Source organism: Bacillus sp. PS95 (genome assembly GCF_037963565.1).
In the GTDB taxonomy this organism is placed as follows: Bacteria; Bacillota; Bacilli; order Bacillales; family Bacillaceae; genus Bacillus; species Bacillus subtilis.
The window spans coordinates 3,998,701-4,014,974 of sequence record NZ_CP150160.1 but is presented as its reverse complement, the minus strand read 5'-3'; the positions used below and the strand labels follow the sequence as shown (position 1 = coordinate 4,014,974).

The 16,274-nt window shown below is 35.8% G+C and carries 17 protein-coding genes and 2 pseudogenes; 17 read left to right on the top strand and 2 right to left on the bottom strand.

Features of this window, described 5'->3' with window-relative positions:
• Positions 1-23: 23 nt before the first annotated feature.
• Positions 24-470 carry a hut operon transcriptional regulator HutP gene (gene hutP, locus NSQ12_RS20850; protein ID WP_003243875.1) on the bottom strand — a complete coding sequence of 149 codons (447 nt, stop codon included), beginning with the start codon at positions 468-470 and terminating at the stop codon, positions 24-26.
• 123 nt (positions 471-593) lie between these two features.
• On the opposite strand from hutP, the gene NSQ12_RS20845 reads away from it, so the two are divergent.
• The 5 genes and pseudogenes from NSQ12_RS20845 to NSQ12_RS20825 all read left to right on the top strand — a co-directional run bounded on the left by NSQ12_RS20845 (position 594) and on the right by NSQ12_RS20825 (position 5,929).
• Positions 594-779: a hypothetical protein gene (locus NSQ12_RS20845; protein ID WP_326121751.1), complete on the top strand. Its 186-nt coding sequence runs from the start codon at positions 594-596 to the stop codon at positions 777-779.
• A pseudogene (locus NSQ12_RS20840) lies at positions 779-883 on the top strand (hypothetical protein); the annotation flags it as partial. The gene NSQ12_RS20845 and the pseudogene NSQ12_RS20840, both read left to right, overlap by 1 nt.
• 133 nt (positions 884-1,016) lie before the next feature.
• Positions 1,017-2,435: an arabinan endo-1,5-alpha-L-arabinosidase AbnB gene (gene abnB, locus NSQ12_RS20835; protein WP_339175554.1), complete on the top strand. Its 1,419-nt coding sequence runs from the start codon at positions 1,017-1,019 to the stop codon at positions 2,433-2,435.
• A 145-nt stretch (positions 2,436-2,580) separates the two neighbouring features.
• Entirely contained in the window at positions 2,581-5,331 is a 2,751-nt protein-coding gene (locus NSQ12_RS20830) for an AAA domain-containing protein (protein ID WP_326121755.1), read from the top strand.
• Between the two features lie 208 nt (positions 5,332-5,539).
• Positions 5,540-5,929, top strand: a complete 390-nt coding sequence (locus NSQ12_RS20825; RefSeq protein WP_014481384.1) for a (deoxy)nucleoside triphosphate pyrophosphohydrolase — start codon at positions 5,540-5,542, stop codon at positions 5,927-5,929.
• Here the strand turns inward: NSQ12_RS20825 and NSQ12_RS20820 are convergent.
• Positions 5,918-9,052, bottom strand: a complete 3,135-nt coding sequence (locus NSQ12_RS20820) for a DUF3427 domain-containing protein (RefSeq protein WP_144482970.1) — start codon at positions 9,050-9,052, stop codon at positions 5,918-5,920. The two genes, NSQ12_RS20825 and NSQ12_RS20820, sit on opposite strands and share 12 nt — an antisense overlap.
• Before the next feature lie 308 nt (positions 9,053-9,360).
• Between NSQ12_RS20820 and NSQ12_RS20815 the strand changes: the two genes are divergently transcribed.
• The 12 genes and pseudogenes from NSQ12_RS20815 to NSQ12_RS20760 all read left to right on the top strand — a co-directional run.
• Entirely contained in the window at positions 9,361-9,726 is a 366-nt protein-coding gene (locus NSQ12_RS20815; protein ID WP_014478447.1) for a DUF5082 family protein, read from the top strand.
• Between the two features lie 11 nt (positions 9,727-9,737).
• Positions 9,738-10,007 carry a YwqI/YxiC family protein gene (locus NSQ12_RS20810; protein ID WP_003218942.1) on the top strand — a complete coding sequence of 90 codons (270 nt, stop codon included), beginning with the start codon at positions 9,738-9,740 and terminating at the stop codon, positions 10,005-10,007.
• Between the two features lie 19 nt (positions 10,008-10,026).
• Complete coding sequence (locus NSQ12_RS20805) at positions 10,027-11,757, top strand: T7SS effector LXG polymorphic toxin (protein ID WP_256683099.1); 1,731 nt, start codon at positions 10,027-10,029, stop codon at positions 11,755-11,757.
• A 25-nt stretch (positions 11,758-11,782) separates the two neighbouring features.
• Positions 11,783-12,196, top strand: coding sequence for a hypothetical protein (locus NSQ12_RS20800; RefSeq protein WP_015483915.1), 414 nt, complete (start codon positions 11,783-11,785; stop codon positions 12,194-12,196).
• A gap of 162 nt (positions 12,197-12,358) precedes the next feature.
• Positions 12,359-12,649, top strand: a complete 291-nt coding sequence (locus NSQ12_RS20795) for a DUF2247 family protein (RefSeq protein WP_224588581.1) — start codon at positions 12,359-12,361, stop codon at positions 12,647-12,649.
• Between the two features lie 272 nt (positions 12,650-12,921).
• Positions 12,922-13,371, top strand: coding sequence for a hypothetical protein (locus NSQ12_RS20790; protein WP_212060112.1), 450 nt, complete (start codon positions 12,922-12,924; stop codon positions 13,369-13,371).
• 10 nt (positions 13,372-13,381) lie between these two features.
• Positions 13,382-13,627 carry a hypothetical protein gene (locus tag NSQ12_RS20785; protein WP_130573038.1) on the top strand — a complete coding sequence of 82 codons (246 nt, stop codon included), beginning with the start codon at positions 13,382-13,384 and terminating at the stop codon, positions 13,625-13,627.
• 82 nt (positions 13,628-13,709) lie between these two features.
• A complete protein-coding gene (locus NSQ12_RS20780; RefSeq protein WP_212060110.1) occupies positions 13,710-14,096 on the top strand; it encodes a hypothetical protein in 387 nt (128 codons plus the stop codon).
• Positions 14,097-14,249: 153 nt separating this feature from the next.
• Positions 14,250-14,513 (top strand): hypothetical protein, encoded by a 264-nt coding sequence (locus NSQ12_RS20775; RefSeq protein ID WP_014665973.1) that lies wholly within the window; start codon positions 14,250-14,252, stop codon positions 14,511-14,513.
• A gap of 112 nt (positions 14,514-14,625) precedes the next feature.
• Positions 14,626-15,129 carry a hypothetical protein gene (locus NSQ12_RS20770; RefSeq protein ID WP_041521459.1) on the top strand — a complete coding sequence of 168 codons (504 nt, stop codon included), beginning with the start codon at positions 14,626-14,628 and terminating at the stop codon, positions 15,127-15,129.
• Between the two features lie 99 nt (positions 15,130-15,228).
• Complete coding sequence (locus tag NSQ12_RS20765) at positions 15,229-15,546, top strand: hypothetical protein (protein WP_256683096.1); 318 nt, start codon at positions 15,229-15,231, stop codon at positions 15,544-15,546.
• A 93-nt stretch (positions 15,547-15,639) separates the two neighbouring features.
• Positions 15,640-16,092 (top strand): annotated as a pseudogene (locus tag NSQ12_RS20760) (DUF2247 family protein); the annotation flags it as partial.
• Positions 16,093-16,274 lie beyond the last annotated feature (182 nt).

Below are 16,274 nucleotides of genomic sequence, written 5' to 3'. Positions count from 1 at the left end.
TCGTCTAAGATCTATGGGCTGTTTCATATGTGATTAATCCCAACACCGAATGTCTCGTGCTCAAGACCTTTAATCGGCGCCCCGATTGTTCCGTAAAGCGAGACAGCAATCCAATCGCCTTCCGCTTCACTTTCATAAGGATTTCCCCTCAAAACGGCAAACCTCAAGCCCACCGTCCGAAGCAGCGATCCCAGCAGCATTTCACCTCTGGTCACGCCATGCAAAGCTTCCATCGTCGCATGATAAAGCGCATGTGACTCCCGATAACCCTCAGATTGAATGACACCGCTCTTTTTGGAAGCGGTTTCAATTGCGGCTACTACTTTATGCGCGTCCATTGATCCTACCTTGCCAAGACAGACCTTCCATCCGTCTCGCTCCAGCTCCTCAACCTGCGTACTTTCTTCCGCCTCATTCAGCAGCAGGAGAACAGACAGCCGGCCGATCCGACGCTCTTTATGCAGTGTCATATGAATCACTCAATTCCTAAAAATTCTGATAACTATTAACTGAGTATTATATTAATTGGTTCAGCAGCAGAAGTCAAAAGGTTTTTTACAGTCTTTAACAAGTTAGATTGCTATTGTAATAGCGTGACGCAGAAAGCAGGACGGGTTTTCTTTCAGCACATTGCATACGATACCCTGACAGAAGTGGAAGCGGCCGCTGTCATATTGCTGACAATGATGGCTAAAGTGCCCAAAAGAGGCGTAGTTACCGGAGAAAAGTCGACGACTTCACAAGGCTGGACAAGCTATTCATTGCGTACGCAAATGTAGAAACAGAAGTAATTGAAGAAGGAGAAACAGCAAAAGAGTTGAACTATGAAGGAGAGGATATGCAAGCAGCAAGTTCTGCGCAAAACAGACAGACATCAGTCTGACTATGTAAGAGAAGTGAGAAATCACCTATCTGTTTGAATATGAAAACATTCGGCTGTTTTAATAGGCCGGGGTATCTTCATAGAGAAATGTAAGCGTTTAAAATTTAATAAATAAGAGAGGCGAATTGTTTAGATGTTCAACCGATTGTTCCGTGTATGTTTTCTTGCAGCTCTTATCATGGCCTTCACCCTCCCAAACTCCACCAATGCACAAAAACCTATATTTAAAGAAGTCAGCGTCCATGACCCTTCCATCATTGAAACAAGCGGCACCTTTTATGTTTTTGGATCTCATCTCGTTTCAGCAAAAACAAATGACCTCATGCAATGGCAGCAGCTGACCACCAGCGTAAGCAATGACAACCCACTTATCCCGAATGTCTATGAAGAATTAAAAGAAACCTTTGAATGGGCGCAATCCGATACCCTTTGGGCGGCTGACGTCACGCAGCTGGCGGACGGCAAATACTACATGTACTACAACGCCTGCCGCGGCGACTCACCTAGGTCCGCCATGGGTGTTGCCGTCGCTGACAACATCGAAGGGCCATACAAAAACAAAGGCATCTTCTTGAAATCAGGAATGGAAGGCACAAGCAGCGATGGAACACCGTATGACGCAACCAAACACCCGAATGTCGTCGACCCGCATACCTTCTTTGATAAAGACGGAAAGCTGTGGATGGTGTACGGATCATACTCAGGCGGCATTTTCATACTTGAAATGAATCCAAAAACGGGCTTCCCGCTTCCTGGGCAGGGATACGGGAAAAAACTGCTCGGCGGCAACCACAGCAGAATCGAAGGCCCGTATGTTCTCTATAATCCAGACACCCAATACTACTACTTATACCTATCATATGGCGGTCTCGATGCAACAGGCGGCTACAACATCCGTGTGGCCCGCTCCAAGAAACCGGACGGCCCTTACTATGATGCAGAAGGCAATCCAATGCTCGACGTCCGCGGCAAAGAAGGCACATTCTTCGACGACCGTTCCATCGAACCATACGGCGTCAAACTCATGGGCAGCTACACTTTTGAAACAGAAAATGAAAAAGGCACCGGGTACGTCTCACCAGGCCACAACTCCGCATACTATGATGAAAAAACCGGGCGTTCCTATTTAATCTTCCACACCCGCTTCCCGGGCAGGGGTGAAGAACACGAAGTCAGAGTCCACCAATTGTTCATGAACAAAGACGGCTGGCCGGTAGCAGCACCATATCGTTATGCGGGCGAAACATTGAAAGAAGTAAAACAAAAAGACATCACAGGAACATACAAACTTATCCAGCACGGAAAAGACATCTCAGCCGACATCAAACAAACCATCAACATCCAGCTCAACAAAAACCACACCATTTCCGGGGAAATGACCGGAACATGGAAGAAAACCGGAAAAAATAAAGCTGACATCACGTTAGCGGGCAAGACGTATAACGGGGTATTTTTACGCCAGTGGGATTCGGTGAGAGAGAAGAACGTCATGACGTTTAGTGTGTTAAATGGCAGCGGTGAGGCTGTATGGGGTAGTAAGCTTAAAAGATAAAATTATATTTAAGAACCTTTTCTTGGAAAAGAAAAGGTTCTTTTCTTACTTACTTCATATCAGGTATTTTGAAAACACCTTATTAATTTTGTATACTATAACAAAAAATAACAATTTTGATAAAAGTTATTTTGGAGGGAATAATTTGACGGGTGTAAGCATTGAGGTAGGTAATACAACATATTCTGATCAAATTAAAGAATGGCGATTATCTAAACGTGATAATGCTAAAATAACTGTTCATATTACATTGAACAGTGGAATGAAGATTAGTGAAGAATTAGATAGGTGTATAATTACCCCTGTTCGAGAATTGGTCATTAACAAGCAAGAACGACTAGTTCTAAAGGGAAATGTAAAAGCAAATATAGAAAGCGTTAAAATATATGGAGATAAGTATGCTGTTTTGATTTTTAGTGGAAATGATCAGAAATATATTTATAAAGAAAAAGATATTGAAAAGATTACTTTAGGTAATGCAAAGTTTAAACAACTTTTGGATTATTTTAGACATGTAGCGGCCGTTAAAGATAAAACAAAAAATGATATCCCACCTATTTTGGAAGGTGAAATTCAGCGTATGCCGTTAAGAATAGAAAGTGCTCTCTATGCTTATTTTTCAAAAGAAAATCGATCGTATAAGGATTCAGAGACACTCCTTTTTCCTTTTGGTTTAAACCTAAGTCAGATTCAGGCAGTTCAGTCTGCTTTTTCTTCTCAAATAAGTGTAATTGAAGGTCCTCCTGGTACAGGAAAAACACAAACTATTTTAAATTTGATCACTAATATAATGATGAAGGGAAAAAATGCTGCAATTGTCTCAAGTAATAATTCTGCTGTCGCCAATGTAAGAGAAAAAATGGAGAAAGCAGGCTACGATTTTCTTCTTGCATTATTAGGTAGCCAAGATAATCAAAAAAAATTCTTTGAGCAACTTCCGGAACTCCCTCAAAATATAGCCGAATGGAAGGTTGAGAATGAGAGAGAATCAGAGTTACTGAAAAGCGTCTTAAGTGATGTAGAATCTATTAAAGAACTATTAAAGTTACAAAACCGACAAGCAGTGATAAAACAGCAAATAAAAGACCTAGAGACGGAGGAAAAATATTATAAACAACATTTTGAGTCATTAGAAACCATGAAACCAAAACTTTTACCTTTTTATAAGTTTAATAATTATAAGATTTTAAATTTTATGGCTGACGAAGCACTGAACAAACAAAATCGAATGAACTTCTTTAAGAAAACCAAATATCTTTTCTACTATGGGTTATATGATTTCAAACAAATAGGAGACAGTCTAAATAAAGAGAAAATGCTTTCTCAACTCCAATATCAATTCTATAAGCAAAAACTAACTGAATTAAATTCTGAGTTAAATAAAATAAATCAAATGCTACATGCCAAAAATTTTGATGAGCTAAGTAATCGAATTGAAAATTACTCTACATTAATTTTCAAAAATTATATACATAATAAGCAAAAAACGGTTAAGAAAGAGAATTTTGAGTACAAGAAATATAAAGATGCAAAGCAGTTTGATCGATTTATAAATCGATATCCTATTATTCTGAGTACTGCATTCTCTTTAATGAAATCAATTCCAGATGGTTTCTTATTTGATTACTTAATTATTGATGAAGCCTCACAGTTAGAATTGATGCCAGGTATCCTTGCTCTAGGCTGTGCTAAAAATGTAATTATTGTTGGAGATACAAAACAACTACCTCACATTCCAGATAAGAACATATCAAAGGGAGAAATGGGAATCGAACCTTGCTTTGATTATGTAGAAAATAGCCTACTGCATTCTGTTTTAAAAGTATACGAGAATAAAATTCCTGTTACTTTATTAAAGGAGCACTATCGTTGCCATCCTATGATCATCAAGTTTTGTAATGAACAATATTATGATGGCAACCTCATTCCTTTGACTAAATATGATGAAGAAGACGATTTTTCAATTATTTTAATAAAAACCGTTAAAGGAAATCATATGAGATTCCAAGGCGGACGACACAATGTTCGTGAATTAGATTCTCTTGAAGAGGCAACGATTAGAGATAAGGTTTTCCCACGTGATTTTGATGATATTGGATTCATTGCTCCTTATAGAGCCCAGATAAAAGCTGCTAATCGTTATATGAGAGAAGAAATTATTAAAGATACTGTACATAAGTTTCAGGGAAGAGAATGTGATGGAATTATTTTCTCCACAGTACTTGATGATAAGGGCGGTAAAAAGGATATTGAATTTGTTGATAGTGCTACTTTAATTAATGTCGCTATATCGAGAGCAAAAAAACGTTTTGTTTTAGTATCTGCTGTCGATATTTTCAAGAGAAGTAACAAAGAAATCTCCGAGTTAATACGTTATATGGAATATTATACGGAAGCTAGTTTATATCATGAAAGTCAGGTCATTTCTGTGTTCGATTTACTATATAAAGAATTCTCCGAAGTTTTAATGCAACGAGAAAATAAACTACGAGAGAGTGACTCAAAGTATAAATCTGAAAGGATTATTGCTAGTTTGCTCAGAGATATTCTTAAAGAAGAGACCTATAAAAAAATTGAGTTTAGAAGGGAGTATCGTTTAAAGGATTTATTTAATGACACCTCTCATTTAAATGAAGAGGAGCAAAAGTTTGTTAAAACAGTAGCTCGATTTGATTTTATGCTTTATTACAAAATGGGGAATGCACCTGCTGGAGTAATAGAGGTGGACGGTACTGCTTATCATTATTCAAATGACCAGAAAAGAAGGGATGAATTAAAAGATTCTATTCTGAGGAAATCAGGGATACCTTTTATTAGATTAAGGACAAATGAGAGTGGCGAGGCAGAAAAAATAAAGGGACTGCTAAATTCTATTTTAGGAACAAATAAGTTATGATTAAAACTCTACCATTAGAATAAGTTATTTTACTTAAGTAGTTTTTTAGTGGGTGATAATAACTCTATATAGTCAAAAAAAGTTATGTTGTTTGTCATAGAATCTTTTCAGTATGATAAAGTTTTACTAAAAGTGCAAGGTCAGATCACTATGTAATATTAAATATAGCGTTGAATTTAAGAAGAAATGCAAGGAAGGAAGAAATAAAGTGAAAAAAACAATCAAAGTAGCTGCAGCAGTGATTAAAAACGATAAAGATATGATATTATGTGCACTTCGTTCGCCAATCATGTCTTTGGCCAATCTATGGGAATTCCCAGGAGGGAAACTTGAAGAGGGTGAGAATGCACGAGAAGCTCTTGTAAGAGAAATTCATGAGGAGCTTGGTTGTAAAATTGAAGCAGGTGAAATAATTGCTGACATTCATCACGAATATGAAAAAGTCATTGTTAATTTGATTTCTATTCAAGCGAAAATTGTAGAGGATGAACCTGTTGCCAAAGAACATGCGGAACTCAGATGGGTGCCCGTGAGTGAACTTGAGTCACTTGAATGGGCACCTGCTGATCTTCCAACCGTAAATGCACTAGTTAATTAAATCAACATACAAGTTTTCTGGGACAGGCTGATGGAGCTTCCATATTACATTCATAGGTTTGTCCCCATTGCTTGATACGTAATCAACTTTACCTAGATAAATAAAAGGTAAGGTGATGTCATGCATTTCGCTAAATTTACGCACGAAAAGATGTATTTTATATTCTTTTTGTCTATGGTTAATAAAATTCTGACCTACAGGAGAATCATGTGATGTTTGATTTTGGCTTTGCCAGTGAAAATGATGGGGATCTATAAAGTAATCTTTATATAACAAATGGTCCTCAACTTTTTTAGATTTATTTAATGTAATAAAAATTAAGTAGTTATTGTTAACTCTCCTTACACCTTCTCGCCACGTTCCCTCTTGATCAGTTGATTGAAATAAATGTATGAGTTCATTTCTAGTATATGTTTGATACAAGGTGAGTTGTAGTTCACTAGATAAAAGTGCTTCTAAATTATTCATGCGTCTAAATTCGGTTAAACCATACTGGATACGCTCCTTAATATAAGGACCAAACCGAGGATGGCATAAACGTTCAAAAATATTTAATTGTAGTATGAACGTATTTTCCTCCACTGTACCAAAACTCCATTGTTGTTTCTTATGTGGTGTGGATAAACGCTCCATAGATCGTTTAATCAAGTTGTCGTGTATATTAGTATTTTTGATTTTTAAATGAAATGTATCTTCTAAAGACTTTTTAACATCCTCTACAGTGATTCTCTGTATATTAAATCCACATTGTAACAATAATAAATCATAGGGCCACTTAATCGGAAACTGTTGCTCTAACCAGGATACCATTCTTAAAACTAGCGAATCATTTAATACTTCTTTATCTAAAGAATGAAGGTCATCCATTTTTCTTTTCGTTTCGACCCAAGACTTATATTTTTTTATAAAAAAGGTAAGACCTGGAGCTTGATCTGAATAAAGAAAATCAAGTAGCTCTGGAGAACGCCCAATATCTCGTTTAAATTGATAATATAATGTTTTTAGCATGGCAGCTGAATTTAATTTAATACTATCAATTTTGTGTAAAATCTCTTTCTTCGTTACAGATGCAAGATCTACATAAGATCCACCTGGTAAGTCTGCAAACTCATGGGTAACCGCAACTCGTAATGAATCTTTATCAAAGGATTTTTGGCTAGTTTGTCCGGAAAGGGCTAGCGGTATAACAAACGATTTTTGATAGTTTCCTATAAAATCAAGTACCGTTACAAACTCTTTATCATCAGTCTTTCTTAATCCTCTTCCTAACTGTTGAATAAATATGGTTGGTGATTCAGTCGGTCTCAAAAAAAGCAGTAAGTTTAATTTTGGTATATCAATGCCTTCATTAAAAATATCTACTGTAAAAATCAGTTCTAAACTATGATGCGGATCTTCAAGTTCTCTAATCACTTTCTGACGTTGTGCTGAGGAATCTTGCCCTGTTAAATAAGTTGTATGTAATCCTAATTGATTAAATTCTTGGCTCATATATTGGGCATGTTCAACGTTAGTACAGAAGCCCAACCCACACATTCTTTCTCCGTCGAAACCGTACATATTTATCATCTTTATTACATAATCGACTCGCTCATGATTTTTCAAATGATTAACCAATGAACGTTCATCGTAGACCCCGTTTGTTATTTTCACTTTATCGTAATCAACAGTATGATCCGGAATACCAAAATAATGAAATGGGGCAAGCAATTCAGCTTCTAACGCATCTCGAAGGCGGATTTCATAGACAACATTATGATTGCAGATTTCAAGTACATCTTTACCGTCTAAACGTTCTGGAGTTGCAGTTAAACCTAATAAGAATCCAGGCTTAAAGTAATTCAACACTGATTGATAGGTAGAGGCTTCTGCATGATGAAATTCATCAATGACAATGTAATCAAATTCATCTGGTGCAAACCGTTTTAATGTTTCTTCTTTATACAAGGTTTGAACTGTGCTAAATAAAAACCTTTTATTCCATTCTTTTTTCGATCCAGTTAACAATCCAAAGTTATCATGGTCATTTGTGACTTTTTCAAATGTTTCAATGGCTTTAGTTAGTAACTCCTCACGATGAGCAATAAAAAGATATTTTTTTGGTTGATATTCGGAAAAATCAAATGCTGCAAGATATGTTTTCCCTGTACCAGTTGCAGCGATAATAACAGCCCTTTCCTCACCTTGTTCTCTCGTTTTCTTGAGGTTTTTAAGCGCTATTTCTTGCATGGCATTAGGTTGTATTTTTGTTTGGTAAAGAGAGTTTTGAGAGACGAGAGACGCGCTCATTTTGTGATTAGCTGCTTGAAATTCTTCATAAGCTTTTAAGAACTGGTCATCGACCGGTTGTGTTTTTTCGACCCATACTTTATTAAAGACATCTTTTGTTTGTTGAAAAATTGGAAGATATTTTGTATCTGGTATTCTTGCATTTAGCTCATACCCAGTGGTCAGAGCGGATTGCGAGAGATTTGATGATCCAATAATGACACTATGTTGCCCTGAAAGACGTTCAAATAAGTAAGCTTTTGTATGAAACGATTGACTGTAATCATTTACAATTCTCAAGTCGACATTTTGAAATTGCATGAGCTGTTTAAGGGCTTTAGGTTCAGTAATTCCCATATATGTTGATGTGATAATACGTACTGGCACATTACGCTTATTAAGCTCTTGTAATGGTGGAATAAGAAGTTGGACGCCAGACCATCTTGTAAAACTGACCATAAAATCCACACGATCAGCAGTTAACATTTCATTCTTTAATGCTTTAAAAAAATTATCATCCGCTCTATGGTTTCCGAGTAGATTCAACCGTGATAGCGAAAAGTGCTCTGACACAGGAAGATCCAGGTCACCTACATGATAAAGAACTGAAGAAAGTGGTATTGCAAAGGCTGTATCATTACCAAGATCAGAAGATATTTTTTGGGTTAATTCAACCGCCTGATTATATTGTCCGTGATGAACAAGCGTTTTGATTTTTTCGCCAAATTGTTTTGCTATATGTAAAGTTAAAATTTCTGGATATTCTTTCGGTAAAACAGGCTGAAAACGATGTTCAACCGGATAAAGCTGGTGCTTTTCTTGCAATTCTTCATGAAAACCACTGTTTTTTTTCATTTTTCTCTCTCCATATTTAGATAGATATCCTAATTTTATCATTATTATTGACTATAGGTAACAGATATCTGTAAATGGCATCGCGAATCAAATGAGGACGATTGTACCCGATCTTAAAGTCCTGGGTAAGCAGGATTTTATTCGCAAGAAAGTCGAATGAAAAGGATAATAGATAAATATACTTATTTATATTCTGTGTAAGACAAATCCTTTTACCTATTTATCCAATATGACCCATCATGTAATATGAAAATAGTCTGTATTGTAAAGAATTTACACAGTTTGATAGAAACACGAGGTGTTGCGGCATGCATAGTGAAATGTTGTTACATTCGGTAAAAGCCGACTTACATGAAAAGCAGGAACAGATCCATCAATTAAAACGAGTGCTGCACGAAATTAGGCAAATCAAACACGATTTCTCTGAGGCCCAGCATCTCATTCACCGGCCTCATCTTAACCGGGAGGCATGGAGAGGAACACATGCTCAGCGGTTTGAAGATATTCGTGAAGGAATGAACAAAGCATATCAGCAAATCAAAAGCGATCAAGTCAGCGGAATCATCGAAAGCATAGAAGGAAAAATCCACTCATTAGAGGGCGATGTCTATTCCATAAGACGCCAAATTACGAGGATAGAGCATGAAATAGAGAAGGAAAAACATAAAAAGTGAGGTGAGCACAAATGGCACAGGAAATTAAAATGGTGTATGGCACAGTGAAGCAAGGGCTTTCTCAGCTCAAGAATTCAGCTGAACTCAAGTCCTCCTTGCCCGGCCATCTCTCAGGCAGAAACCATTTGAATGTTGTGAAGTCCATCGAGCAATTAAATAAGGACATCAAAGAGCTCACTGAAGCATATGCGTCTGTTCTGGCCAAGCATATCGCACAAACGGAAAGCGCGGTAAACGCCATGAAGGAAACGGACGAAAACATATCATCTTCCATGAAATAAAGCGCGGGAGGACAAGGGATTGAAAACATTAGATGTCCACGCTCTTCACGAGGGCATTCAGCATACGATTGAGAAACTGGACAAGCAAAAACAACAGCTGGAGAAGCTGGAAAAAAGCGTTGAGCATCTGGCAGGCATGAAGGATGCGCTAAAGGGAAAAGGCGGAGATGCCATCCGGACCTTTTACGAGGAGTGCCACAAGCCTTTTCTCCTTTTCTTTGGCATGTTTATCGACGAATACAAAAAAGTGCTGAAACAAACACAGCATGCGATTTCCTCTGTAGAATCTGACTCTCACGGCATGATTGCAGAGGCTTTTCTCTCACACGATGCGAGACATGGGGTCAAGCATGCACGAGAAGTGACAGAGCAGCTCACTGATGCAGTCAATCGCCAGACGTCGGCCATAGATCACATCGTCAGCCTGCCGACAGTCAATGATTCCTTTTTTCGGATGGAAACAGAACAGGCTGAGCGGCTGATTACAGACACCCTGCATAAGCTCTTTCAATTTGACGGCCAGCAAACCCAAGCACTAGAAACCGCAAAATCAGATTTTCAAACGATGAAAAAATATATAGACCAGCTCGAAACCATGTACACCGATCCGAAAATTGAAATCACAGGCTACAAAAGCGGCTCCATCCTGAAATCACAGGAAGAAGAAAACATCAACCAAACCTTCGGCGCGATTAACCCGCAAATGAAGCAGTCGGATGATTCACCGATGGAGATGATGCTGAAGAAACTGGAGAAACATAAGCAATCAAACGTTGATTCTGTGATGATGGATGACAAACAACAGAAGATCGAGCGCGAGATTCATGCTGATGATAGTAACTTAACGGTATTACAGAAAGAAGCAGCAGCCCACCTGAAAGTCTATGGAGACATACGGGTGGTAAATGATAAACTATATAATCATAAAGGATTAAAAAAGATAGATACGATAGAAGTGATTGACGAACTAACTCGTGATACTGCAAGCATCGACTACGTCGGCGGCAAATATTATGTATATGAAAACGGCCAAATTGTGAGAGAACTCTACGCTGGAGGGAAAAAGCGGCTAGAAGAAGTGTCTTACATTCCAGAGGATAAAGTAGGCGGAGCTAAGCCACTGGATTCATTTTTGGCTGGAACGCAGTATGAATTTATTGAGTGGGTAAGCCCTCAGGGTGCTGTTAAAAAATTGGCGGTCCGAGGCGGGAAGCGTGTTGTCACAGATGTGGCTAAACATGTTGCGGAGAAGGAAAGTAAGGGTGAGGTTAATAAGGTTGCTTCAAAGGGTGCGAGTGAAGGTAAGAAATTGGTATCTTCAAAGACGGTTATTAGCTCAGATATGGAAGCGAAAATATTGGAAGGACAACGTAAAGTTCCAAAAAATATTTTAATAGGTGGACATTCCTCAAGTATAAACAACGCTAATGATAATTTCGCAGTGGAAGTACTATCTACTAATGCAGATGGGACGAAAAGTGTTATGTTTACTAAGCAATTTGTAGATGGTAATATTTCTAAAATTAAAAAGAGTACATTATTTCCGGAATCGTGGAATGATGATCAGATTCTTAAGAGTATTATAGAGGTTGGAAATACACCACCTATATCTACAAGGTTGAGGGATAGATCAACTTGGCATAGAGCATCAAAAAATGGAGTGGAAATAGATGTTATCAAAAATGGTGACGAGGTAACTAGTGGTTACCCAACAGGAAAGGTAAATGCGCCTCGTCCATCAGGTTTTTGAGATGTAAATTGAAAGGTGATAAAAAATGTATAGAGAATTAGATAATCTTTTATCTGCTGAAACAACTGAGGACTCATGGTACGATGATGGTTGTATAATTGCAAGTGATATATTGTCAGACTTTAGAGCAGATGATTGGGGAAAATTAAAAAACGAAGCACTTACTAAACCTTTGGAATGGCAAAAAAAACTGGCATACTGTATGGATAATAACGGAAGTTCACATGAATTTTCAATATTACTATCACTACTTAGTATTGATAATGAAGAGCTATTTGAGGTATGCATAGATTCTCTAAGAAGCTTTGTGACTCCCGAGAGTAAACAAATGATATTGAACGATCCATCCATACTTCAGAGAATAAATGATAAGTTGCCAAAAGCAAGTGCCCCAGTAAAGAAAATACTTGAAGACTTCCTTGAGAAGGTTCATTCTTAATAATTTGTTATAGAATTGTTTATACAACAATGCTTAAAAGTCAATGATAACTTTTTAAAGCTTATTCTCACACAGTGGTGTGAAGTGGAATAAGCTTTTCCTATTGCAGGATCAGCTTATAATTTTAAAGACTCAGGTAAAATAACCACATGGAAGAGATAGATGGTGTATACAGTTGAGATAATCAAGAAAAACGAATTTGAATGTAACTGGATTACATTGTTTATTAGTAGGCAGTTTAAGTTAATTTCTTCACAAGAAGTAACAAATTATGCGGTTAATTATCTAGTGAATAATCCTAATATTAAAGATGAGAATATCTTTGAATTGGCGTGGGAACAAACTGAAGAAAGAGCAGATGCATTATTAGACCACATAGTCTCTAATAGCCGTTCTGAAGTCTTGAATAGAGAGTATCATAAGTGGTTATACACTGTTTTGAAGAATATATAATAATTCTTCTGATGATAGTATGTTTAGCGACATTGAAAACATTGTTTATATGTTTAACACAACTGAACATATGAACAATTTTTTTAGAACTGTATCGCCTGTTTTCTATTATCCTTCTGATTTGAAATATACAGTAAAAGAACTACTGAAAGAATTTTTGGAAACTGAGAGGAAAATAATTTCTAATTAATTATGATTGGGAAATACTCATTATATTGCTTGCGTTACCTCACACCATCTACCGGTGAATAAGAAATAACGGAGATAGTATATTGCTCAGATATAAATATGCAATTGAATATATAGATGATTATGATGAAGTCATTTTGGATTTGGAAAAAGAGAAAATACTTAAAAATGGTTACCTTATTAGTAATTCGTTAGGATCTGATATATTTAGTGATTTCGATAGCATAAAGGAAGAAATTGAACAATTATTAAAAGTATTGTCTGGGGAATTACCAATATTCGAAAGTGGCGGGAATTTAAATTTAATTAGTTCTGATAAACATAAAACAGTGATTGAAGATATTTTCGCAGATGAAGATGAAGGAGATTGTATATGCACAATAGAGACGGTGGAATATACCAAGATCATTTTAATCTGGGCAAAAGAAAGTATTAAGTACAAAAACAAAAGAGACGTTCTATCAGCAGAAGAAGCTGATGAAAGAATAGGTTGGATAAAAGAAAAGTGGAGTGAATTGAATTTTACTAATTGAGGAATAAACAGTGGCGGTATACATTTTATTACTAAAAGAATATGAAGATAATGAAACTGTGGTTTACAAATTGGGGCCTCATGAAAATACTATGGGCAAAATGAAATTAAATAAAATAATTAGGGAATTTTCAGAGTTAGAAGAAATTAAAGACTTCCCGTCAACATTTTATTTTGATCGAGCTGCACATAGATTAGCAGTTTGTTTAGTAAAAGAAGAGGGTGTATTTCCAGTAAAAACGGCTTTTGAGTCTTAGCAAATAATGAAGCTTTTATTGACAACAATGCCCTTCAAGGTTTTAACGCATTCAATATAATAAAAATCAAAGAGGTTCTCCTATGATATATAAAGCACTTATTAAAGGACTTGATCCACATATAGAAGAGGAAGTGATACTCGAAATTGAAGGGGTTGAATTCACAGGTTTTTCATCTGTCTGTCCTTATGAAATTGAAGTGGGGAAAAAATATCCTGTGTTAGTTGGTTTTACGATTTTGGATGAGTTAGTTATTCGTGAAAGTATAGAAAAAACAAAAGAATTAGAACGGATTGGTTTAGGATATCAATATTATATTAGGGGGGTTTTACAAGAGGATTCAATTGATGCAGGAATCGTTCTTACTGATGAAGATGAGTATTTTTCTGAATATCCTTATTTAATTGGGAAAAATGTTGAGATGAAGGTTGACAGGATAAGTATAGAATTTTTAAGGGAGGCTGTTTAAATATAAAAAGTAAAATGATTATAAAAATGGAAACTTAAATTTTTTTATGAGAAGGCTTTGTTCTTGGACATAATCAGAAAAAATTATGAAGGAAACCTTGATTGACACTGCCATAAATAATAGCTGAAGAAATACATAAGGTGATTGTAGAGAGTGAAGAAGATAGATGAGAAATTTTTATTGAGAAAAATAAATGAATCATTATTAATCATTCAGATTGTTTTGCCCCTAGCAGGAATAGTTCTAACTATCACGACAATATGGTTAGCAAATACCAATCAAGTTAACGATATAGAGTTATATGTAATTGCTGGTTTTTCATATGGTGTATTTTTCTTTTTGTTCCCTTTAGGTATTTATATATTTAGGAAAAGAATACTTATAAAAAAATTAAATGATTTAGACGGATATCAATAAGTTTCTAATACGTGAACGTACAGTTTAAGAGCCATTGGGTTGAAAAAAATCCATTCAAGAAAGTCATCCGGGAATAGGGTTTGAAACTATTATTAGAAGGTCATTTGAAATTATGTTAAAAACATTAGAATGTAGAGATAAAAAGCCTATGAAAGTAGAATTTGATGTCTATACACCAATTAATATAGAATTTGGAAATTGGGATATATCAGAAGATAAAACGGTATACTGGAGAACCGGAGATTTTAAAAAATCATTAATTGAAATAGGATTTGCACAAAAAACAGGAGAAATTCGTTCTATTACATTAACTCTGTGTGAAAGTGTTTATAAATCTAAAGAATGGAATATTGAAAACATTGAACCAATAAAAGGGGTTCCTGTTCTTAGCGTAGACCGACAACGGAATGAAACGTATATCGATGAAAAAGGAATATTAAACGTATATATAACAGATAAGACAGTTTATATTCAATTTTCAGCTCATGAGATAGAAGCTCTTATAGAAAATAATCACGTATTATTTTGTTTGGATTGTGATGACAATATTTGTGGTGTCATTATAAACGATGTAGGAGATAATGAAATCAACATATTAGAACAGGCATTAAAATAATAATAAAGAAAAACCTTGAAGAGTAAACCTTTCAAGGTTTTTGACAATTATCATCTTTTTCTAGCAACAACAAATAAAAAGTTAAGGGGCAGTTTAAAAATGTTCACTACTTACAATGAATATGATTTATTAGAACTGTTTGATAGCGAGCCAATAATCGTGGTGAGTGACCCCCTTGCAGAAATATTTATGTACTCTATCCAAGATATGAAAGGCTTTAAACTGATTCTGACTATGGATGTATACGCTTTGGAGTGCAATCTAAGTCTCACCTTCAATGAGTTGCTTGTTTTTGAATCTAAGTTTATAAATGTTACTCAATTAAAGAGATGTAATTCTGATCTATTTATATATATTCATAACGAACCAAAGGTAAAGGTTATATTTAAAAAGCAACTTGGAATTATTTTTGTTTAATGACATATATGAAAGCAAGGATGTTAGAAATTAAAAATCGCTTTAAATACTTTCAAAGTACATCATGTAAATGACGATTAGAAAACTCTTTACGTTGGGTTGAAGCAAGGGTGGATAAACAAAATTGAAGTAATGAATTATGCTGTTGAATATTTGATGAACCATCCCGGTGTACAACGAGAAGAAATTCTAGAACTGGCTTGGGGAGACAAGGATGATATTGAAGAAGCCATTTTGAATATATTACGAGTTGAAGAAAATAGTTTCTATGCTATTGAAAAAAGAAAATGGAGATATGTTATTCTTCTTGAAGTAAAATCAAAGTATAGTGATCATGGAATTGAACTTTTGAGCAAGCTTGCGGAAGTTTATGCAGATATGAATTACCCTGAAGATATGGCGGGTTTTATTCATTATCATCCTTTTAATAACGGATGTAACTCGCATTTACATTCCTATGAAAAAAATATAAATAGATTATGCAATTTGTTTCAAGATTTTTTAGTAAGGAAAAAACAAAATATACAAAATGGCTTACCGTTATAAAAAATAGTCCTTATTGAGCAATCACCTTAGTCAACACCAAAAAATGAAAGCGTTGACATCCCTCAAATCTAGTGCTAAAGTATACCTACAAACAAATAAAACGACCCGTCAGGATTGTTACTGCGAAAGCAGGCAAAACCTAAATGGTGCAGGTGCAGGAGGAGACTCTCGCAATCTGTGTC

Coding starts and splice junctions, on each gene's coding strand:
- hutP (WP_003243875.1), bottom strand. CDS start 470: ATGACACTGCATAAAGAGCGTCGGATCGGCCGGCTGTCTGTTCTCCTG.
- abnB (WP_339175554.1), top strand. CDS start 1,017: ATGTTCAACCGATTGTTCCGTGTATGTTTTCTTGCAGCTCTTATCATG.
- NSQ12_RS20820 (WP_144482970.1), bottom strand. CDS start 9,052: ATGAAAAAAAACAGTGGTTTTCATGAAGAATTGCAAGAAAAGCACCAG.
- NSQ12_RS20815 (WP_014478447.1), top strand. CDS start 9,361: ATGCATAGTGAAATGTTGTTACATTCGGTAAAAGCCGACTTACATGAA.
- NSQ12_RS20810 (WP_003218942.1), top strand. CDS start 9,738: ATGGCACAGGAAATTAAAATGGTGTATGGCACAGTGAAGCAAGGGCTT.
- NSQ12_RS20800 (WP_015483915.1), top strand. CDS start 11,783: ATGTATAGAGAATTAGATAATCTTTTATCTGCTGAAACAACTGAGGAC.
- NSQ12_RS20795 (WP_224588581.1), top strand. CDS start 12,359: ATGGTGTATACAGTTGAGATAATCAAGAAAAACGAATTTGAATGTAAC.
- NSQ12_RS20780 (WP_212060110.1), top strand. CDS start 13,710: ATGATATATAAAGCACTTATTAAAGGACTTGATCCACATATAGAAGAG.
- NSQ12_RS20770 (WP_041521459.1), top strand. CDS start 14,626: ATGTTAAAAACATTAGAATGTAGAGATAAAAAGCCTATGAAAGTAGAA.
- NSQ12_RS20765 (WP_256683096.1), top strand. CDS start 15,229: ATGTTCACTACTTACAATGAATATGATTTATTAGAACTGTTTGATAGC.